The organism is Veillonella sp. oral taxon 158, assembly GCF_018376515.1.
Taxonomy (GTDB): domain Bacteria; phylum Bacillota; class Negativicutes; order Veillonellales; family Veillonellaceae; genus Veillonella; species Veillonella rogosae.
In genome coordinates this window covers 64,928-86,925 of the sequence record NZ_JAHABE010000008.1, presented here as the reverse complement: position 1 = coordinate 86,925, position 21,998 = coordinate 64,928, and the positions used below count along the sequence as shown (strand labels likewise).

Annotated in this window: 19 protein-coding genes and 1 tRNA gene; 18 read left to right on the top strand and 2 right to left on the bottom strand. The window is 41.6% G+C overall.

Features of this window, described 5'->3' with window-relative positions; all coding sequences use genetic code 11:
* Window positions 1–238 precede the first annotated feature (238 nt).
* From KH364_RS06435 to KH364_RS06405, 7 genes are all read left to right on the top strand, one after another.
* Window positions 239–2,401 carry a methylmalonyl-CoA mutase family protein gene (locus KH364_RS06435; protein ID WP_273299021.1) on the top strand — a complete coding sequence of 721 codons (2,163 nt, stop codon included), beginning with the start codon at window positions 239–241 and terminating at the stop codon, window positions 2,399–2,401.
* A gap of 4 nt (window positions 2,402–2,405) precedes the next feature.
* On the top strand, window positions 2,406–4,595 hold the full coding sequence (gene scpA / locus KH364_RS06430) for a methylmalonyl-CoA mutase (RefSeq protein WP_273299020.1): 2,190 nt from the start codon (window positions 2,406–2,408) through the stop codon (window positions 4,593–4,595).
* Window positions 4,588–5,841, top strand: coding sequence for a methylmalonyl Co-A mutase-associated GTPase MeaB (gene meaB, locus KH364_RS06425; RefSeq protein WP_273299019.1), 1,254 nt, complete (start codon window positions 4,588–4,590; stop codon window positions 5,839–5,841). The genes scpA and meaB overlap by 8 nt, the downstream gene beginning before the upstream one ends.
* 364 nt (window positions 5,842–6,205) lie before the next feature.
* Window positions 6,206–6,463, top strand: coding sequence for a hypothetical protein (locus KH364_RS06420; RefSeq protein ID WP_054747346.1), 258 nt, complete (start codon window positions 6,206–6,208; stop codon window positions 6,461–6,463).
* A gap of 222 nt (window positions 6,464–6,685) precedes the next feature.
* Window positions 6,686–7,291: a MotA/TolQ/ExbB proton channel family protein gene (locus KH364_RS06415; protein WP_105089924.1), complete on the top strand. Its 606-nt coding sequence runs from the start codon at window positions 6,686–6,688 to the stop codon at window positions 7,289–7,291.
* Window positions 7,288–7,692: a biopolymer transporter ExbD gene (locus tag KH364_RS06410; RefSeq protein WP_009352440.1), complete on the top strand. Its 405-nt coding sequence runs from the start codon at window positions 7,288–7,290 to the stop codon at window positions 7,690–7,692. Before KH364_RS06415 ends, KH364_RS06410 begins: the two co-directional genes overlap by 4 nt.
* A 4-nt stretch (window positions 7,693–7,696) precedes the next feature.
* Window positions 7,697–8,542, top strand: a complete 846-nt coding sequence (locus tag KH364_RS06405; protein WP_273299018.1) for a hypothetical protein — start codon at window positions 7,697–7,699, stop codon at window positions 8,540–8,542.
* A gap of 53 nt (window positions 8,543–8,595) precedes the next feature.
* Here KH364_RS06405 and KH364_RS06400 read toward each other — a convergent pair whose 3' ends face one another.
* Window positions 8,596–9,006, bottom strand: coding sequence for a CAAX protease (locus KH364_RS06400; protein WP_273299017.1), 411 nt, complete (start codon window positions 9,004–9,006; stop codon window positions 8,596–8,598).
* Between the two features lie 196 nt (window positions 9,007–9,202).
* Here KH364_RS06400 and KH364_RS06395 point away from each other — a divergent pair, with 196 nt between their 5' ends.
* The 9 genes from KH364_RS06395 to KH364_RS06355 all read left to right on the top strand — a co-directional run bounded on the left by KH364_RS06395 (window position 9,203) and on the right by KH364_RS06355 (window position 19,552).
* The gene (locus KH364_RS06395; protein WP_273299016.1) at window positions 9,203–10,177 is read left to right on the top strand and encodes a M48 family metalloprotease; all 975 of its coding nucleotides are present in this window, start codon (window positions 9,203–9,205) and stop codon (window positions 10,175–10,177) included.
* A 193-nt stretch (window positions 10,178–10,370) separates the two neighbouring features.
* The gene (gene purB / locus KH364_RS06390) at window positions 10,371–11,666 is read left to right on the top strand and encodes an adenylosuccinate lyase (protein WP_273299015.1); all 1,296 of its coding nucleotides are present in this window, start codon (window positions 10,371–10,373) and stop codon (window positions 11,664–11,666) included.
* Between the two features lie 187 nt (window positions 11,667–11,853).
* Window positions 11,854–13,002 (top strand): MFS transporter, encoded by a 1,149-nt coding sequence (locus KH364_RS06385; RefSeq protein ID WP_273299014.1) that lies wholly within the window; start codon window positions 11,854–11,856, stop codon window positions 13,000–13,002.
* A gap of 378 nt (window positions 13,003–13,380) precedes the next feature.
* Window positions 13,381–13,653, top strand: coding sequence for a helix-turn-helix transcriptional regulator (locus KH364_RS06380; protein ID WP_119209202.1), 273 nt, complete (start codon window positions 13,381–13,383; stop codon window positions 13,651–13,653).
* A gap of 74 nt (window positions 13,654–13,727) precedes the next feature.
* Window positions 13,728–15,011, top strand: a complete 1,284-nt coding sequence (locus KH364_RS06375; protein WP_273299013.1) for an adenylosuccinate synthase — start codon at window positions 13,728–13,730, stop codon at window positions 15,009–15,011.
* A gap of 541 nt (window positions 15,012–15,552) precedes the next feature.
* Entirely contained in the window at window positions 15,553–15,897 is a 345-nt protein-coding gene (locus tag KH364_RS06370) for a metalloregulator ArsR/SmtB family transcription factor (RefSeq protein WP_009352539.1), read from the top strand.
* 2 nt (window positions 15,898–15,899) lie between these two features.
* Window positions 15,900–17,354 carry a DNA polymerase IV gene (dinB, locus tag KH364_RS06365; RefSeq protein ID WP_273299012.1) on the top strand — a complete coding sequence of 485 codons (1,455 nt, stop codon included), beginning with the start codon at window positions 15,900–15,902 and terminating at the stop codon, window positions 17,352–17,354.
* 90 nt (window positions 17,355–17,444) lie between these two features.
* Window positions 17,445–17,729, top strand: coding sequence for a hypothetical protein (locus KH364_RS06360; RefSeq protein WP_060923739.1), 285 nt, complete (start codon window positions 17,445–17,447; stop codon window positions 17,727–17,729).
* Between the two features lie 359 nt (window positions 17,730–18,088).
* Complete coding sequence (locus KH364_RS06355) at window positions 18,089–19,552, top strand: catalase (protein ID WP_265138075.1); 1,464 nt, start codon at window positions 18,089–18,091, stop codon at window positions 19,550–19,552.
* A 149-nt stretch (window positions 19,553–19,701) separates the two neighbouring features.
* Here the strand turns inward: KH364_RS06355 and KH364_RS06350 are convergent, their stop codons facing one another.
* The gene (locus tag KH364_RS06350) at window positions 19,702–20,583 is read right to left on the bottom strand and encodes a hypothetical protein (RefSeq protein ID WP_273299011.1); all 882 of its coding nucleotides are present in this window, start codon (window positions 20,581–20,583) and stop codon (window positions 19,702–19,704) included.
* A gap of 187 nt (window positions 20,584–20,770) precedes the next feature.
* On the opposite strand from KH364_RS06350, the gene KH364_RS06345 reads away from it, so the two are divergent.
* Window positions 20,771–21,760 (top strand): 5'-nucleotidase, lipoprotein e(P4) family, encoded by a 990-nt coding sequence (locus KH364_RS06345; protein ID WP_273299010.1) that lies wholly within the window; start codon window positions 20,771–20,773, stop codon window positions 21,758–21,760.
* A gap of 48 nt (window positions 21,761–21,808) precedes the next feature.
* Window positions 21,809–21,885: transfer RNA gene (locus tag KH364_RS06340), tRNA-Arg, on the top strand.
* The last annotated feature ends 113 nt before the right edge of the window (window positions 21,886–21,998 follow it).

The window sequence follows — 21,998 nt, the reverse complement described above, 5'->3', positions numbered from 1 at the left end:
TGCGTACCTTTCAATAAGAAACCTTACGTGTCACTTTTGGGTGGCACGTTTTTTGTTACCCTTGAAAGTGGCTGTTTAGCGTATGAATCAGGCTTTATAATTATTGAATTAATGGATACAGATTTGAGCTTGATGTGATCCAAGTATAGGAAAGCTCGTGTGATTCATAGATATAACATTTCGCAGGTACGGTGCGCTGTTTCTCGGTATGGTTTCGAGTTGAAAAGGAGGCACATATATGTCTGACAAAAAGACTTCGAAGGACGCAGAACGCGATCTATTAGCACCTGTATCCTTTGATGAATTTGAGAAACCTACGTATGAACAATGGCAGGCTGAAGTTGAAAAGGCGTTAAAAGGTGGCGACTTCCACAAGAAGATGTTCACTAAAACCTATGAAGGTATTACGTTGCAACCAATTTACACACCTGCACTGCATGGAGAAAAAATTCCAAAAGGTGTATACCCTGGGGCAGGCGAGTTCCTACGTGGCACTAAGGCAAGTGGTTATATTAAAGAGTCTTGGGGCGTATCCCAGTACGTAGACGATTCCTTGCCTAAAGATGCTAACCATGCAAGTTTATACGAAATTGTAAAAGGCGGCACTATCCACAACATCCGCCTTGATGAAGCGACGCGCCATGATCAAGATGTGCAAGTAGGCGCATCCGTTGGCGTTGGCGGTACATCCTTGTCCACCATGGATGACTGCAAACAATTAATCGAACGTTTCAATCTTAAAGAAAATCCTTTATACATTGAAACCGGTGCTTCTGCGGCTATCTTGCTCGGTATGTTGGCAGCCACTGTGAAAGGCTCTAAAAAACAAACAGCTGATTTGAAAGGTCTCGTTGGTGCAGATCCTGTTGGCGTTTGGGCTAAAGACGGTGCATTGCATATTTCCTTAGATACAGCCTTTGATGAAATGGCACATACTGTTGTGTGGGCTAAAGAACAAGCTCCAGAGCTTAAAACAGTACTTGTATCTGGCGATGTGTACGCTAATGGCGGCGCTAACGATGTACAGGAAGTGGCTTACGCATTGGCAACAGCCGTTTGCTACGTGCGTCAATTGGCACAACGGAACATCGATATACACACCATCGCTAAGAGCATGATGTTCACCTTCTCCATGGGTGCTAACTTCTTCATGGAAATCGCTAAATTGCGTGCATTGCGTGTACTTTGGGCGCGCATCATGGAAGCTTTTGGTGCTGAAGAAGAGGACCGTGCTGTTCATGTACACGGCAGAACATCGGCTTTCACAAAAACTGTATACGACCCATATGTAAACTTGTTGCGCAATACAACACAAGCGTTCTCTGGCGTTGTAGGCGGTTTGAACAGCCTTGAAGTATCCCCATTCGACCAACCAATTCGCAAAGCGGACGACTTCTCTCGCCGTATTGCTCGTAACATCCAAGTTATGTTGCAAACTGAATTCGAGTTGCGTCAACCTGTGGACCCTGTAGGCGGTTCTTGGTACGTGGAAACATTGGCTGCTGAATTATGCGAAAAAATCTGGACTGAGTTCCAAACGATCGAATCTAAAGGTGGCATCGTGGCGGCTTTGAAAGAAGGCTATCCACAAGCTCAAGTTAAAGCTGTTCTTGAAGAGCGCTTCAAAAACCTTGCATACCGCAGAGATGTGGCTGTAGGTAACAACATGTATGCGAACATGACAGAAGAGCTATTAGATCCTAAACCAGAAAATCAAGAAACATTGCGTCAAAAACGTGTTGCTCACATTGAAGAATACTTGGCAAGTGCGGAGCCAGATGCTATTTCTAAAGCACAGGCTACCCTAGAAGCAGGTACGACAGAGCCTGGCGCTTTGATTGGTCTCATCGAGCTTGGGGCGTTGCAAAAATTGACGATCCGTCAAATCCGTAAGTCTTTAGACGCTGGCGATATTTCTTCTGAAACGATCGAACCAATTACGGCTCATCGCTGGACTGAACAATTTGAAGCACTTCGCATGCGCACTGAAAACTATAAACAACGTACGAAAGATAATGTGAAGGTATTCTTGGCTAATATGGGCCCAATTCCTCAACACAAACCTCGTGCGGACTTCTCCACAGGCTTCTTCGAAGTAGGTGCTTTTGAAGTGATTAAAAATGACGGCCATGAAACTACGGCTGATGCTGCGAAGGCTGCTCGTGAAAGTGGTGCTGATGTTGTGGTTATCTGTTCCACAGATGACACATATCCAGAATTAGTACCGCCACTAGCGAAAGAATTGAAAGAAACTATGCCTAATGTAACGGTTATCTTGGCCGGGGCGCCGCCTAAGGACCTCGAGCCTGTATACCGTGAAGCTGGCGTAGACGACTTCATTTCCGTTCGTGCAAATTGTTACGAAATCTTGAATACATTACAAGATAAGAAAGGGATGTGAGCTCATGTTTAAAAATCCAGACTTCTCCTCTCTTGGCTTGGGAACGCAGTCACCGACATCTCGCGATGCATGGCTTGCTGAACTTCAAAAAGAAACAGGAAAAAGCTTTGAAGATTTATATAATACAACAATGGAGCAAATCCAAGTAAAACCTCTCTACACAGAGATGGATTATGAAGGGATGACACACCTTGACTATATGGCTGGTGTACCTCCATTCTTGCGTGGACCTTATTCCACAATGTACGTAACTCGTCCTTGGACAGTACGTCAGTACGCTGGTTTCTCCACTGCGGAAGAATCCAATGCGTTCTATCGTCGTAACTTGGCAGCGGGCCAAAAAGGTTTGTCTATCGCCTTTGACCTTGCCACACACCGTGGTTATGACTCCGACCATGCTCGCGTAGTGGGCGACGTTGGTAAAGCGGGCGTTGCGGTAGACTCCATCCTCGACATGGAAATTCTATTCTCCGGTATTCCTCTTGACCAAATGTCCGTATCCATGACAATGAACGGCGCCGTATTGCCTGTTATGGCGTTCTACATCCTAGCAGGTGAAGAACAAGGCGTTGATAAAAAGGTTATGGCTGGTACGATCCAAAATGATATCTTGAAAGAGTTCATGGTACGTAATACCTATATTTATCCTCCAGCTACGTCCATGCGTATCATCGGCGATATCTTTGCGTATACATCCCAGTACATGCCTAAGTTCAACAGTATCTCCATTTCTGGCTACCATATGCAAGAAGCGGGCGCTACTGCGGACATCGAGTTAGGTTATACATTGGCCGATGGCCTTGAATACATCCGCACAGGTGTAAATGCAGGCCTTCACGTAGATAAATTCGCACCACGCTTGTCCTTCTTCTGGGCAATCGGTAAAAACTACTTCATGGAAATTGCGAAAATGCGTGCAGCACGTATGTTGTGGGCTAAGATTATCAACAGCTTCGGCTCTGAAAATCCTAAATCCATGGCACTTCGTACACATAGCCAAACCTCTGGTTGGTCTTTAACAGAACAAGATCCGTTCAACAACGTAGCTCGTACATGTATGGAAGCGATGGGTGCCGCTTTGGGCCATACGCAATCTCTACATACAAATGCGCTTGACGAAGCCATTGCATTGCCTACGGACTTCTCTGCTCGTATTGCTCGTAATACTCAGCTTTACATCCAAGACGAAACTAAGGTATGTAAAGTTATCGATCCATGGGGCGGCTCCTACTATGTAGAAGCATTGACTGATGAATTGATTCGTCGCGCTTGGGGTCATATCCAAGAAATCGAATCCCTTGGTGGTATGGCGAAAGCGATCGACACAGGTCTTCCTAAGATGCGTATCGAAGAAGCTGCGGCTCGTCGCCAAGCTCGTATCGACTCTGGTCGTGAAGCGATCATCGGTATCAACAAATATCGTCTAGATAAAGAAGATCCGTTGGATATCCTCGACGTAGATAACACAGCTGTACGGGAAGCGCAAATTCGTCGTCTCGAACAATTGCGTGCTAACCGTGACGAAGATAAGGTTCAATCCTGTCTCGAAGCTATTACACATGCTACAGAATCTGGGGAAGGCAACTTACTTGCCCTTGCACTTGAAGCCGCTCGTGCTCGTGCATCCTTAGGTGAAATTTCCTTTGCTGTTGAAAAAGTATGTGGCCGTCATAAAGCGGTTATCCGCTCTATTTCTGGCGTATACTCCAGCGAATATGAAGATGATGATGTGATCAAGGAAGTTCGCCAAATGGCGGATGATTTCGAAGATCTCGAAGGTCGTCGTCCTCGTATCATGATTGCTAAGATGGGTCAAGACGGTCATGACCGCGGCGCCAAAGTTATCGCTACATCCTTCGCGGATATGGGCTTTGACGTGGATATCGGACCTTTGTTCCAAACTCCAGAAGAAACAGCACAAGATGCGGTGGATAATGACGTTCACATCGTCGGCTTCAGTTCTCTTGCGGCAGGTCACAAAACATTGTTACCTCAACTTGTAGAAGAACTCAACAAGCGAGGTCGTGGAGATATTTTAGTTGCCATCGGCGGCGTAATCCCTGCTCAGGACTATGAGTTCCTACGCGAACATGGCGCAGTGGCTATCTTTGGCCCTGGTACAGTTTTGCCAGTAGCGGCGAAAAAATTACTAGAAACATTGACTAGCCACGTTCAAGACGAAGGCAATGACTGATAATAAACGGCCTACTCCGGATGAATTGCGCAAGGCACAGGACGCTACTTTTACCACTGGTGAAGGTAAGGCGCCAGAATTAGGTGTAAAAAACGCAAGCGCCGAGGGTAGTACCTACCGTCCCGACTGGGTGCCAGAAGATGCGAAAAAAGATGATACCTTTGCGTGTCATGTGATGAAAGGCGTCAAGGAAATGCACGATGGCCTCTTGTCTAGCTCCGCTCATCTGGCTCCGTCGGTACGTCCCGTACAGCGGCGAAAGAAGTTAACTGTCGCTGATTATGTACGCGGTATCGAGCAGGGGGACCGCGTTATACTTTCACGGGCTATCACATTAGTAGAAAGTAATAATAAGGACCATTTCAAACTAGCTCAACAAGTATTGCAAGCCGTATTGCCTCGTACGGGCAAGGCGTTGCGCATCGGTATTACTGGTGTGCCTGGGGCCGGTAAAAGTACATTTATTGAAGCCTTTGGTAACATGCTCATTGACGCTGGTTACAAGGTGGCCGTACTCGCTGTAGACCCTACAAGCCAAGTCACAAAAGGCAGTATTTTAGGCGATAAAACGCGGATGGAAACGTTGACGAAACATCCTGAAGCCTATATCCGTCCATCGCCGGCTGGTGGTACACTAGGCGGTGTGGCGCGTAAAAGTAGAGAAACGATGCTACTTTGCGAGGCTGCTGGGTACGATATCATTCTCGTCGAAACCGTTGGTGTTGGGCAAAGTGAAGTTACTGTGCGCTCCATGGTAGACTTCTTTATGCTCATCGTCTTAACTGGTGCAGGGGATGAATTGCAAGGCATCAAAAAAGGCGTTATGGAACTTGCTGATGCTATTGTGGTCAATAAGGCTGATGGGGACAACCTCAAGCGTGCTCTCATCGCTCGTAGCGATTACGATCGGATGTTACATTACATTCGTCCAGCTACGGAAAAATGGAAGACCCAAGCTTACACATGTTCAGCCGTTACGAAGGATGGTCTCGACGAATTGTGGGATGTGATCCAAGAATTTGCTGAACAAGGTAAAGAAAATGGGGTATTCTTAAAACGACGTCAAGAACAATCCCTCCGTTGGGTACGTGATATGATTGACGAACATTTGCACAACCTATTCTTTAACAATGTAGTCATTCAAGGTCGTATGGGCGAAGTTGAAAATGCTGTTTTAGACGGTGAAATGAGTGAATCACAAGCCGTAGAAGAATTAATTACCGTTTTTGATAAGTCCTTACGATAAGTAGTTCCATACACATACAAGATAAGCAGGCATAACGTATCTTACTTACACACTCCTCTTTATGGACCTACTTTATGGGCTACTTTATGGGCCTACTAATTTAGATATAACTTAAGATGTATCCATAAAAGGCATAGTACCAATGTTCTTATTGAGTTCAGCTCAATAGGCATTGTATACTATGCCTTTTTCTGTATTTTAATACTTAATTTATTAGTTTATCCATACATTTATTTTAATGAATAATTGCTATTGGTTAGCTAATGAAAGTTAGATAATCTATAAGTTTATCTTTTTAAAATACTAAAGTCGGTGTATAATTAAAGTATACTCACCGTTTAATGTTAAGAGGGGGGACATTCAAATGAACAAAAAACTGTTATTACCAATTGGTGTAGTCATTCTGATTATTGGTATTGCCATTTTATTGTTAAATCCAGATCCAGCGGCGGCTAATTTGGAAATTGCAAGAAATGCGACTAATGCGCAAGCAGCGGCTAAGGCTATTTCTGCGAATAACCAATCTTACACCTTGTGGTATTCTATCGGTATGTTCTGTAGCGGTTTAGGATTGGCTTTAGGTGTAGGTGGCTTCATCGTAAACATCATTAAAAAAGACTAATCACGTTCAGAGGCTAATCAAGTTCAGAGGCTAACGATTTAAAAAATTAACGATGTAAAAGGCTGTACTAGAATGGTAATCATTTTAGTACAGCCTTTTTATATACTTTTAATCCTTAATTTATGTGGCTTTTACGTCGCATATCTTATTTTTTGATAGGGGAAATCGTGGTATAATTAACCCTAATAGAGCCTAAAGGGTAGAAGGCTTTTGGAGGTTAGTATGAGTAGTATAGCGCATTTATTTGTAGCTGGTGGGTTTGTTATGTATCCACTAGTGATTTTTTTGCTTTTCGCTTTGATGATCGGTATTGAGCGTATCGTGTTATATCGCAAGTTTACTAAGGACTTGCGTCGTTTTAATAAGGTGTTAGAGAAGAACCAATCTTGGGTTATGTTACCAAGTGTTCTAGAACGCGACACAGAAGAGCTTGGCTCTTTATTTGCTCGCGCTATGCGCAGTGCAAAGAACTATAATGGTTTAGAAAACCGTTTACAAGACGTAGTATCTTACGCCGATGAGCGTTTAAAACGCGGCCTTAGCTGGCTCAGCATGATTGTAACGATGGCACCGTTGTTAGGGCTGTTGGGGACAGTGCTAGGTATGATTCGCGCCTTCGCAGTAGTAGGCGGTGATATTGGAGCGCCTACCATCATTACAGGCGGTGTATCTGAAGCCTTAGTGGCAACGGCTACAGGCTTGACTGTAGCGATTATCGCGCTTGGCTTTCACAGTTACTGTGCAGCAAAGGTAAACGATTCTATTACTACATTAGAGCATGAGTGCGGCAACATCCTCGATGCGTACAACGAGGAACATGATATATGAGACGGCGCACATTAGGGGTTAAAAAAGAACCGACCATCATGATTATCCCCATGATTGATATCGTATTTTTCTTATTGGTATTCTTCATGGTGGGCACGCTGTACATGAATACAGAGCAACAAATTCCGCTCAATTTGCCATCTGCATCGACATCTACAGCAAAATCTATTGAGCCTATTACGATTACGCTCACCACAACGCACACGCTATATATCGATAATCAGGAAATCTCTTCCGACCGCTTGGCCGAAGAGGTACAATCTATCGTGAAACAAGCACCTCGACAAGCTTTTGTCATTCGCGCATCTAAGGATGTTTACTACAGCGAGGTTATCGCCCTATTGGACATGCTCAAGGTAAATGGCGCTAAGTATATTAGCGTCGCTACGGAACGGAAGTGATTCTATGTTTGAATCGCATTATTTGAAACCGTTTATGGTGTCCTTGGGAATTACAATTATCCTCATCTCTGGTATGGGCCTTTCTTTGCGTGGGATGGCTGGTACTGGGCCTACCCATGATGCGGCGGAAATTAGTTTTAATTTGCCTGATGATGGTGAAAGCGATACAGGGGTTGAGACTGTTGATACTGCACCGAAACCAGTGGAAGATCCTATGGAAAAACCACAGAATGTAACTCCAGAAGGCGCGGCACCTAAGGCGAATTCTTTGGTGGATGAGCGCAAGCCAGAGGAGGAACGTACTAAAGCGTTAAGTGAAAGTACAGCAGCATCTAGTGTACGCCGAGAATGGGCCGTTCCAAAGGCTATTGAATCGGAAACGAGTAGCAGTGAACAAGCTGTAGTTACGCACGGGGCAGATTCTAAAGATGGAAAATCTTCTAAGAATAGTAAAGCGCCTATTGGAAAAGAGCTGACATCGGATCCGAATGCAACTGGAAATGGATTGCTTGAATCTAGTGACTTATCCTTCTTATCTGATTTGGCATTGAGTCTATTGACGCCAGGACAACAAGCGCTTTTACAAAAACCAGATATTAATCCTCATGACTATTTACGGACTGTGCAAGAACAGGGGCGAGCATCTGTCGTAACAGGCAAGGTGGTAGTACGAGTTAACTTTGATGTTAACGGCAATGTCATTGTTGGCGAACATACGCCACTGATCGTGGACGATGTACCACCAGCTGTACGAGACGAAGCACTGCGCATTATTAAAAGCAGTGGATCCATCGTTAACCGACGGGGTGAACCTGTTTACTTAGCAGTTCCCGTTATTCTAGGACAATAAAGAGGCATATCTCATACAAATGTATGTAAGATATGCCTCTTTTTATGTTTGTATTAGTCTTGATTAGTAAGCATTGTCTTAGTGGAGTTGAACACCGCAAGGTATACGATGGCCCCACCGATGAATAAGGTGGCCTGCATTGGTGTACTAAATTGATCGACACGCCATAAAGCGAAAGCGTAGAAGAACATAGTCACTAGCATGATGAGGAATGCAATGATAACGCGTACATTGGTGTTAACAGCTAAGGATGTAGTGATGCGAGATTTATTGAGTATCACGTAAATTAAGGACACGATAATATCTGCTGTAAAGATGGAGAATACATAGTTGAGATCAAGTTCTCCAAATAGAACTACAGCTAGGCCGATAAAGCTGAGCCCAAAGAATAAGCGTAATAGTATACCTATAGTATTTGATTCGTTGCGCTGTGCACGACGCTCTTTTCGATTTAAATTTGCCATGAAAGCCTCCCCATAACGGACATAGTTAGTCTTACTATTATCATAAAGCTCAGTTATAAATAAGCTATTCTTCATAATAGGTTTAGTCTGTATGTTTATTATATATCACAATGTACAGCTATGATACACTTTAATTAATTTATTACTATATTAGTATATAGCTATATAAGCCTATAAGAACGTAAAGAGAGCGCCTATGATTCAAGTTATTCTTACCTATATCGTTAATGTCATTATTGTATTTGTCTTTTTCCCAATTTTAGAGTCTGCCGTGCAATTGGTGTACCCCTTTTCTTGGGATTGGTTTATAAAACCGTTACATTTAGCGGATAAGTTAGATGTGTATATCGTTTTGTCTATTGCGTTACCTATTATCGTGGCGATCGGATTATTTTTGCCACCTTTTAGTTGGCTAGCCCATTGGTTACAAGGTGAAAGAAAACCAAATGTTGGAGAAGCTGAATATATTGAACCACTCTTAGAAGAATTATGTACACGTAGTGGCGTATCAAGAAATACTTTGACATTGCGTATGCGCACTGATGAGGATATCAATGCTTTTGCTTCAGGAATCAATCATATTACCATTTATACAGGCGCTTTGAGTGGATTAGATGAACGACATCTGCTGGGCGTTTTGGCGCATGAATTGGGGCATTTAAGAAACCGAGACACGATTTACTTGACCATAACCTACGCTATGGATCGATTAGGGCAATTAATCTTAAACCTCGTTATACTTTTAAATGGAGCCTTAAATATATTGGCACTGATTCCTATTGTTAATATCGTCATTCGCATAATCCAAATAGTTCTTCTTGTTATGATTGCGGTGGTGGAGTATGTACTGCGTTTGCCGAAGTGGATTACCTACTATTTTGATAGCCGCCGTCGTGAGTATGCTGCAGATGCCTACGCCGTATCTATCGGTTTAGGGCGAGAGTTGCGAGAGGGCCTTGTTGCATTAGGCCTTGCCACTGAACAAATTGGTATGCTTGAAACTGGTGAGTTATATGATCGTGAAAGTACGGGCTTCTTCAGTCGTCTCTTTATTACTCACCCGAAAATGATTAAACGCATTCAACGCATAGATGAAGGTATAGAAGTATACGAACTGAAACAAAGTCTCTTGTGGGACCGAATGATAAGAAAAGCTAAATGTATCCAATAGAGCCGAATAGAGGTCTTAATCTATATAAAACTAAAATAGAAGTTTGGATATAGTGAATGCTGCATAAATACGAACGATTAGCAAATTTAATATAATTATCATTCGGAAATGTGTTGGTCTTTCGTTGAATGGAGCTTTCACATATGGTACAATAATCCTATAAATCTAGCTTTTATCATGCAAAGGAGACATCATGATACCACGTTATACACGAGAAGAAATGGGCCATATTTGGAGCGAGCGCAACGAGTTCGACACAATGTTATTAGTAGAAACATTGGCATCCGAGGCGCAAGCTGAGTTGGGAGTTATCCCTAAAGAAGCGGCTAAAGCCATTCGTGAAAAGGGCAATTTCGACGTTGAACGCATTCATGAAATCGAAAAGGAAACAAACCACGATATTATTTCCTTCGTAACAGCAGTAGGCGAATACGTAGGTCCTGAAGCGGCTAAATACATCCATCTTGGCCTTACATCTACTGACGTTAAAGATACAGCGCTTGGTTACATGATGAAACAAGCATGCGATATCTTGATTGAAGATTTGAAACGTTTGCACGAAGTATTGCGTCGTCGCGCAGCTGAGTTCAAATATACACCTATGATCGGCCGTACACATGGTATTCATGGTGAACCTACTACATTTGGTTTGAAATTAGCATTGTGGATGGCTGAAGTAGAACGCGACATCGAACGCATGGAGCATGCTCGTAAAAGCGTAGCTGTTGGTAAATTGTCCGGTGCTGTTGGTACGTACTCCAACATCGATCCATTCGTAGAGCAATACGTATGTGAAAAATTAGGCCTTGAACCTGTTAAAATCGCTACGCAAGTCGTACAACGTGACCGTCACGCTGAATTATTGTCCACAATCGCTGTTGTAGGCGGCACATTAGATAAAATCGGCAAAGAAATTCGTCACCTACAACGTACAGAAGTGCGCGAAGCGGAAGAATATTTCAGCCCTAAACAAAAGGGTTCCTCTGCGATGCCACATAAACGCAATCCTATCACTTGTGAAAGAATCTGCGGTATGGCGCGCTTACTTCGCGGCTATGCTCAATCCGCTTTCGAAGACCAAGCTTTGTGGCATGAACGCGATATTTCCCATAGCTCTGTAGAACGGGTAATCTTGCCAGATGCAACAATCGCATTGAACTACATGCTTCATTTAACAATCCGCACCATCGACAAATTGTTGGTATATCCTGAAACAATGCTTAAAAACCTTAACCTTACAGGTGGCCTTGTATTCAGCCAAACAATTTTGACTCACCTTGTAGACAAAGGTGCAGTGCGCGACGAAGCGTACCGTTGGGTTCAAAAATACGCTATGGAACGCTGGCTTGAAGGCAAAGATTTCGCTACAGGTCTTAAATCTGATGAAAATATCAAGAAATACATGACTGCTGAAGAAATCGATGCATGCTTCGATCCGCATAAATTATTGAAACATGTTGATACAATCATGGCTCGCTTTGGCCTATAATTGTAGGGTACTTCCCATATAACATATGAAAGACTAGGGTAGGTATAGACCAACAAGCCTATGGCACATGCATTAGGTGTTGGCTATATCTACTCTTTTTATTTTGAAAGTACCCTGTTATTTACATTGTTTTTCTAGTGAGTATCTCTGTATCTTAGGGTAATTAGCTATTTTATTAGGAGGTTATATGAAACGTATTATACGAAAGTACGGACCGCCTATTTTTCATTGTATTAATGATTTCGGTCAAGGTTCGTTGGCCGCATTGATTCCGTTCTTTATTGCTAACTTTGGCCTTAATTACTATCAATCGGCTACCATTATTTTCTGTAACACCGTGGTGGCCTCAATTGCGCAGCCTGCATTGGGCTACGTGGCCGACCGGTGGCGCGTACCTTGGTTCATTCCAGCAGGCTTTACGGTGACTCTCGTGTCCATTAGTGCTATGGCGCTAGCTACGAGTTATGAAATGATTCTAGCCTTGTCACTCTTGGCCGGCGTAGGGGCTGCACTATTCCATCCTGAGGCGGCCCTCCTTGTTAATCGTACACAATCTCATGAAATCGGCAACGCTATGGGCCGCTTTGCAGTGGGCGGCAGTGCGGGCTTTGCATTGGGACCTCTCATCGCGGGTGGTGTGTACGTCTTTGGCGCACATTTCCTTTGGGTGTTCACCGCTATTGCTTTGCTCGGTGTATTGCTATATTTCTATGCCTTTACGGGCGAGGCTGACACGACTAATGCTGGTGAAAGTAAAAGCTCTACTACACCTACTCATACGGGTACGAATGATTGGGCGAGCTTTGGTAAGCTATTCTTTGTGATCGCTTCACGATCCATATTGTTCTCCGTACTATCTATCTTTATTCCTATCCTGTACATTACCGTTATTAACGGCGAAGCCAGCGCCTCTAGCTTGGCTCTAACCATGTACTTTGCAATGGGCGCAGTACTTACCTATATGGGCGGGGCTTTATCCGATAAATTAGGCTTCCTTAAAACCGTGCGCTTAGGTAATCTTATCTTCTTGCCATCTGTTTTAGTATTTATCTTTGTCCCAAATATATGGGGCTTCTTCGGTGCTATGATACCGATGGCCTTTGGCGTATTCTCACAATATGGACCGATTACCGTACTCGGTCAAAAATACCTTGCTAAAAATGCAGGCTTTGCGTCGGGAATTACACTAGGCCTTGGCATTACACTAGGAGGACTTGTAGCACCTTATATCGGACACTTGGCAGATATCTATGATGTGCAAACTGCTTTGATGACCTTGATACCTGTAGGACTTATGGGGCTCCTAATGAGCCTATGGCTTAAAGAACCGAAGTAATACTAGTATAATAAAAAGAATAAAAACATAGAGATTTCGACTAACTAAAATAGAATATTTTGATTAGATAAAATGTCAATACATGGGAGGTGACTAATGGTCACCTCCCATTTCTTTACTTTAAGAGACTAGATACTTATATTGGATGTAGTAAGACTTTAAATTTCTATATCTCATATCTTTACTGAATATATGTTTTAACATATAATTTAAGTAAAGATTTCTTCTAGTACTAGGAGGAATATGATGGATACGTTTTCTGTTGTTTTCAAATTGTTTTAACAAATGGTTTTGTAAAAAAATCTATGAAAACACCGAAGAATGCTATTGAATTAGCTGTTAGATATAAGAATGATTATATTGAGAGGTATACATAATATGGAAACGTTAGATCAATATTTAGAGAAACAATTAAAAAATCCGAAGTTTAAAAAAGAGTGGGATGAGTTAGAGGATGAATATCAAATCATTCAGAATATTGTCGAGGCTCGTCTCGCAGCTCATATGACGCAGATGCAGTTGTCTGAATTAACAGGCATTACTCAGTCTGATATTAGTAAGATTGAAAATGGTAATGGAAATCCTTCATTGAAAACCTTGCAGAAAATAGCGCGTGCTTTTGGGAAGAAACTCAAGATTGAATTTGTATAAATACTTTCACAGAGTCCGAACATTGTTGTATAATGATAATGAATTATTTCGACTTTCACATGGAGGATATAGATATGGCAACAAGTATGGTTATCGGCACTCAATGGGGTGACGAGGGTAAAGGTAAGATCGTTGACTGGATCGCGGAACGTGCAGACGTTGTAGTGCGCAGTCAAGGTGGTAATAACGCAGGTCATACTGTTGTAGTAGATGACAAAGCATTTGCGCTTCGCCTCTTGCCAAGCGGCATCTTGTACGATAACAAACAAAATATTGTTGGTACTGGTGTTGTTATCGACCCTAAAGTTTTGTTACAAGAAATTGAAGGTCTCGAAAAACAAGGCAAATCTGCTAAAACCCTTCAAATTTCTGACCGTGCGCATGTTATCATGCCATATCATATCGCTTTAGATAATGCAGAGGAAGCATCTAAAGGTGATGCTAAAATCGGTACTACTAAAAATGGTATCGGTCCTTGCTATGCGGATAAAATCAATCGTGTTGGTATTCGTATGTGCGATTTGTACGATCTTGAAACATTTAAAGAAAAATTGGCGTATAACGTAGAATTCAAAAATAAAATTCTTACTAAAGTATACGAAGCAGAAGGCGTTAACTACGATGAAATCTTAGCGGACTACATCAAATACGCTGAAGCTTTGAAACCATATGTAACAGACACTAACATTGCTGTTCTTAAAGCAGTTCAGGAGGATAAAAAAGTATTGTTTGAAGGCGCGCAAGCAACTATGCTTGACCTTGATCATGGTACATATCCATTCGTAACATCTTCTCATCCAATTGCAGGTGGTGCTTCCACAGGTGCTGGTGTAGGTCCTAACTACTTGAAAAATATCTTCGGCGTAGTAAAAGCTTATGCAACACGTGTTGGTGCAGGGCCATTCCCTACGGAGCTTCTTGACGAAACTGGCGAAAACCTTCGTAAACTTGGTCATGAGTTCGGTACTGTAACTGGTCGTCCTCGTCGTTGCGGTTGGTTAGACCTTATGGTTGTAAAATACGCTGCAGGCCTTAACAGCTTAGATTACCTTGCGATCACTCGTTTAGATATTCTTGATACGTTTAAAGAATTAAAAATCTGCGTAGGTTACAAATTGAATGGTAAAGATGTAGAAGGCTTCCCAGCTAACTTAAAAGATCTTGAAGCATGCGAAGCAGTGTACGAAACATTGCCAGGTTGGGAAACTGATATCTCTGGTATCCGTAAATACGAAGAACTTCCAGAAAATGCTCGCAAATATGTAGAACGCATTGCAGAAGTAACAGGCGTACCTTTGGGTATCGTATCTGTTGGCCCTAACCGTAGCCAAACTATCGACTTAGTAAACGTATTTTAAGCTATACTAATTTGATATAATATAAATGATTACATTCGATAGCGTCGATGTAGCAGTATAATTGCTAAAATTTTACTGCTATGCAATCGATTTATAGAATTATACAGATAAGGCTCCTCTAAGAGGAGCCTTTTGTAATGAAATGATTTAGACTACAAAAAAAGTATAATACATCTAATTCTTTCGGTCGTTAATGTGGTGCGGTATATCGAAGTATGCTATAAGGTTATCGAAAAATGTGTATATCGAAAATTCTATAGAAGATAATTGCACAAAACCTTTATATATACAATTTAATGTATATCTGAATAAATCTATGAGATGAAAATTTATTTAAAATATTCACGATATACAACCTGTGGCGTGCTTAAATGAGTTTATAATGTGATAAAAATTACTCATTTATTTAAAAATGATATTCATAATAAATTATTAAGATACAAATATAAAGAAAAAAATAGATTTACATTAAGAAATAGTATATAATAGATTCAAGAAAGTAGATTGACATTTTTTGATACGGATTTGAGGAGTTAAAGATATGGTTGAAGTTTCTTATGAACGTTTAGCTACGATTTTCAAGGCATTAAGCGATGAAACAAGATTACACATCATCGATATGTTGTCTTGCAATGAATTATGTGCAGCTGATATTTTAGCTAGCTTCAATTTGTCTCAATCTACGTTGAGCTACCACATGAAAATCTTAATTGATGCAGGTGTAGTTAACTCTCAACGTAATGGCTTATGGACTCGTTATTCCATTAATGAAGCTACATTTGGCGATATTTTAGAGATCATCCCTCAATTATATAAATCTAAGGATGAGTGTATTTGCGCACAAATTAAATACTGCCGTATTTCTGAGCACGAAAAAGAAGCGTAACAATGAGACGATGGATTATGCATGTTGATATGGATGCATTCTTCGCGTCCATCGAACAACTGGATCATCCAGAATATAAAGGCCACCCCGTTATCGTGGGTGGTCTTTCTTCACGTGGCGTCGTTGCTACATGTTCCTATGAGGCGCGCAAATTCGGTGTTCATTCGGCCATGCCTATTTCACGAGCTAAGAAACTCTGTCCCGATGGTATCTACGTATATCCTCGCATGGACCGCTATAAAGAGGTATCGGAACAGATTTTTTCCATTATGAAAGAATTCACTCCTTACATTGAGCCCCTATCTGTAGATGAGGCCTTCCTCGAGGTTAGCGGTATGTCTACTATGTACAGTGGACCTAAAGCACTGGGCAGAGCCATTAAAGACCGTGTATTTGAAGAAACTGGACTCATCATCTCTGCAGGTTTAGCACCGAACAAATTCCTTGCCAAATTGGCATCCGATTTAGATAAGCCCGATGGCCTTGTAGTCATACCTTATGGCCGTGAAAAAGAGATCTTAGCTCCCTTGCCGATTAAACGTATTTGGGGCGTAGGTCCTCGTACAGAAAAAATCTTGAAAACAGGGGGCTTTCACTTGATGCGTCATATTCAAGCATTGCCTGATGAAAGCAGTTTAATTCCCCTCGTGGGTAACCAGGCGCGCCGCATATGGGAGCTAGCGAACGGGATTGACGATAGACCGGTGGAAACCGATCGCAAAATACAGTCTATTGGAGCTGAGGAAACCTACGAAGAAGATTTAACGGATGGTAGTGCCATTGAACTAGAGTTTAGATACTTTGCGAACCGCTTATCAAAGCGATTGAGAAAACGTAATCTGTTAGGTCATACCGTGTCTATTAAGGTTCGCTATGATGACTTCACCACCGTATCTCGCCAAAAGCGGTTAGATACGCCATCAGACCATGAGCATGTGTTCTTCGAAACTGCGCTACTCCTGTGGAACAAGCTCATGCAAGATAAGACAAGTAAGCAGCCTAAAGGCACAAAGAAAGATGTGGAAATATTAGGGGCAACTACAAAGGTAAAGTCTAGGAATTCTAAATATAGTAGTTCTAAAGGGATTACCTTTATGGAGCCGCCTGGTCCTATACGTTTGTTAGGCCTTACTGTGAGTGGTCTCGACGAAGAGGTACCTATGCAAGATAGCCTCTTTGAGTCACCACAGGATGAAACAGAAGATAAGCTAGCTAGCGTGTTAGATTCGTTAGAGTCTAAATTTGGGGAGACTGTCATCATGAGCGGGGCGCTGTGGCAACGCTTTCACGGAGACAATGGAACGCGTCGAAAACGATCAGAACTGAAATCTGCAGTAGATGCTCGTGGAGATGCACCATCTAATACGGTAGATGATATACCGTCTAATACGGCTGATGATACATCCGCCAATGTGGACGCAGAAACTACTGAGAAGAAGGAACCAAAAAAATTCTGATGAACTCATATTGAATACTTTCACTAATATAATTGTTCATGTTACAATATGGATATAGTGTTTAAAAATTACCGCAAGAGAGGTATAGATATGAGTTTATTTCGTGTAGCCATCCATTATGGCATCAACAGCAATGGCTTCTTGTCCTATGACACAGAAGCAAAAACAGTGTCCGTAGATTTACCTGAACAAGAGTGGGTTGATAAGGTTATCGCTTACTTGAACGACGAACATGCCATCGAGCATGCTACAGGTCTTGATACATATGAACGCTTGACTGTAAAACCATTAGAATCTTTAGATAACTTAAAATTAGCTTTAACACGCATGTGGGAAGCTATCGACGTACAAGTCGACTGGAGCCGTCCAGCGTAAACAAAAGGACATAAACAAAATGCACCTTGTATCCTATTATCGTAGGAACAAGGTGTTTTTTATTTGGCTTATTCTGGGTAGATTCTTATGCAATAAATTAACCTAGTTAATGATAAGAACTATTGATCCACTAGTTAGATATGATAGGTAGGTTCTCAATTTTTAGTTGTAGATGATAACATGTATACAAGACTTTGTGTTGTGTAATCTCTATTTATATGTTATGATTCATTTGAAAGTAATAAATAATGATTATTGATTGATGATGTTTATCAAGTTTTATACAATAATATACTTCATTACATTTTTAAGGAAATATATTATTACATATTTTATTATTCTAAGTAGGAGTCTGTAATATGAGTGATGAAAAAAAACTAACAACAGCTTTTGGTGCTCCTGTACCAGATAATCGCAATTCTGCAACAGCAGGTAAACGCGGTCCTGTATTGATGCAAGATGTTTGGTTTATGGAAAAACTAGGTCATTTTGCGCGTGAAGTAATTCCTGAACGCCGTATGCATGCAAAAGGGTCCGGCGCATTTGGTACTTTCACAGTAACGAACGATATTACTAAATATACAAAAGCAAAACTTTTCTCTGAAGTAGGCAAGCAAACGCCATTGTTTGTACGTTTCTCCACAGTTGCTGGCGAACGTGGTGCCGCTGATGCAGAGCGCGATATTCGTGGGTTTGCTGTAAAATTCTATACAGAAGAAGGTAACTGGGACCTTGTAGGTAACAACACACCGGTATTCTTTATCCGCGATCCATTGCAATTCCCTGATTTGAATCGCGCTGTTAAACGCAATCCACAAACAAACCTTCGCGATGCGACAGCAAACTGGGACTTCTGGACTAGCTTGCCAGAAGCTATTCACCAAGTAACAATCGTTATGAGTGACCGTGGTATTCCTAAATCCTACCGCACAATGCATGGTTTCGGTAGCCATACATATAGTCTAATTAATGAAAACGATGAACGCGTATGGGTTAAATTCCACTGGGTTTGCCAACAACCAATTGAAAACCTCTCCAATGCTGAGGCTGCTGAAATTGTGGCTAATGATCGTGAAAGCCATCAACGTGATCTCTTCGATGCCATTGAACGCGGTGATTTTCCTAAATGGAAATTATGCATCCAAGTGATGACAGAAGAACAAGCTAACAACATGCCATACAACCCATTTGACTTAACAAAAGTATGGTACCACGATGAATTCCCATTGATTGAAGTAGGTGTAATGGAACTTAATCGTAATCCTGAAAACTACTTCCAAGATGTAGAACAAGCTGCATTCGCACCTTCTACAATCATTCCGGGTGTATCTTTCTCCCCTGACAGAATGTTGCAAGGTCGTTTGTTCTCCTATGCCGATGCACAGCGCTATCGTCTAGGTGCAAACTACCATCAAATTCCTGTTAATGCACCTCAATGCCCTGTTAACAGCTACCATCGTGATGGCCAAGGCCGTGTGGATGGTAACCATGGCTCCACTATTGGCTATGCACCTAATAGCTTTGGTGAATGGGCTGAACAACCTCAATTCAAAAATCCTGGCTTAGACGTATCTGGTGCAGCATACCAATACGACTTCTACGAAGATGACTCTGACTTCTACACACAACCAGGTAAGTTGTTCCGCCTCATGAGCCCTGAAAAACAACAAATCTTGTTCGAAAACACAGCAGCAGCTATGGATGGCGTACCTGATTTCATTAAAGAACGCCATGCAAAACATTGCTATCAATGTGATCCAGCTTATGGTGAAGGCGTTGCTAAAGCATTGGGTATGAACATCGACTTTAGCGATGTGAAATAGTATTATAAATACTTTTTACATAACAGAGATACTCTCTCTGAATAACACTGACGATTAAAAGACCTTCCTTAAATTAAAACGAAGCCCCTCCTTGCTATGTAGCTCATAGTAAGGAGGGGCTTTTGTCATGTGTGTGTATTTAAATATTGCTAATCAAATTTCTTATTTGTTAAGTCTTGGTACATAAGCTTAGCAATTTCATACTGCGGATCGCCGACTTGTAGTTGGTGTGAAGGTAGTTTAAATACAGCCTCAGCCCTTTCGTTCTTCTTGATATCGATACCCTTTGCATCTTCAGAACGACTTATGGAAATTGTATGCGTTGATGGATTTATGAAGTACGCATTTACATCGATGCTGAAAGCTTTGTTTTCATCTTTTCTCATGATTGTACGTAAAATCATAGCTGAAATAGCAGTAGTGCCATCCTTTTCGCCTAATAACTGTTTAGATGTGTAGTCTACATAATCAGCATAGACATAAATATCGCCTGGTTTTGCTTTATCATAATCTTGTATATAGGCCTCGACTAAACGCAAATCGAGTTGTCTACCAAATGGTCTAGAGAATATTTCACTTTGTAAGTCCCGTGTTTCACTAACAGGCGGATAGAACGGTATTGGCGTCAAACTTTTTAGCATATCTGTGCGTGTTTCATTTTTTCTTTTAGCACGACGTTCTGCAGTGACTTTGTCTAAGCGTTCGCGCTCTTTTAACATCGCCGTTTCTTGTTCCTCTTTTGTTTTGTATGTTTTTACGGATACAACACGGTTACCAGACATAGTGACTGTCGAATAGATGGGTTTGCCGTTAGTAGCTTTTCCCTCAGAAGCATCAAGTGTAGATTGTACTATAGCTGGTGTTGCGCTTTCGATAGATTTTTTTAACTCTGGAATGCTAGAATAATCCATATCAACCACTGCAGTGTCTGTGCTTTCACTTGGCTGTACAGGTGTAGCCCCGTACGCAGATGATATAGCCAATACAGCTAATAGTGAACTGGTAATAATTGATCGTTTACATAGTTTCATTACATATACCTCTTTTGAATAAGAACTCTCTAATACTATCAACAGCTGTATTATAGCATAGTTCTTGTGTAAATCGATTTAAAATATACAGATAGTATATAAAACTATAGAGGACTTTCGTATACCTATGTAGAATTACATTGTGTATTGTATTTATACAAAGAGCCAATGTGGTTAGGAGGCAATTATGAAACGTAGTAGTTTGGCATGGTATGTAGCGGTGGCTTGCCTTGGTGGTAGCCTTTGCGTAGGGCCTGTAGTACAGGCGGACTCTCCGACGACAGTGAAGGCAAATCCTGTAGTTCCTACAGCGATGGTAGTGCAGGTTCAATCAACTCAACCGACTAATAGTATAGCGGCTACGAATACGGTAGCTAATACTGTAGCTGCTAATAGTGAGCCGGCAAAAGCTGCAGTAGTACTAGATGAGCAAGCAGCACTGAAGCAAAAGCAGCAGTATCAAGCTGATACTGAGACGATGGGGCTGTTATGGATGCGCACTTCTGCGGAGTATAGAGCACTGGCATATCAGGGGTATAATGTTGCGATGAATCTTGTTAAAATGGCTGTTGCAGATCCATCTCATCAGAGAAAGCCTTTAGCTATCGTTCTTGATGCGGATGAAACAGTAGTAGACAATACAAAACTGATGGGTGAAAGCATCGCTAATGGCAATGGTCGCTTCGATGCTCCTTGGTGGCGCGCGGCGGTCCATAAAGGCGAATCTCGTGCTATGCCAGGTGCCGTTGAGTTTTTAAACGAAGTACATAAACAAGGTGTAGAAATTTTCTACGTATCAAATCGTTACGCCCCAGTAAACCTTGATGTAACGATACAGAACTTTAAAGAATTAGGCTTCCCATCTGTTGATAAAGACCATGTACTACTATTCGAAAAAGACTCTGACAAACAACCTCGCTTTGATGCGATTGCTAAAAAATATTATGTCGTTCTATACATGGGCGATAACGCTGGTGATTTCCCAATCGGCACAAAAGGCAAGACACTAGCTGAAAGAAATGGCATTATCGATGCTCATAAAGAAGACTTTGGTACTACCTTTGTAGTATTCCCAAACCCTGCTTACGGATCTTGGGTAAGTGCATTAGCTAAAGGCTATCAAAATCTCAGCCCAGAAGAACAAAAACAAGTAAATAACCAATACCTACAACAATAAGGACGCCTTGCGTATACTTTATTAAAAACGATATAATAAAGTATACATGCGTCTATAGCTCAGTAGGATAGAGCAGCAGTTTCCTAAACTGCGTGTCACTGGTTCGATTCCGGTTAGGCGCACCAGTATAGAAAAGAAGGTATACAGCTTTTATAAGCCTTATGCCTTCTTTTTGTATTATCTTGCAATTCTTATGAGCTAGAATTATAATATTAGAGTAATATTCATATTTTATTCA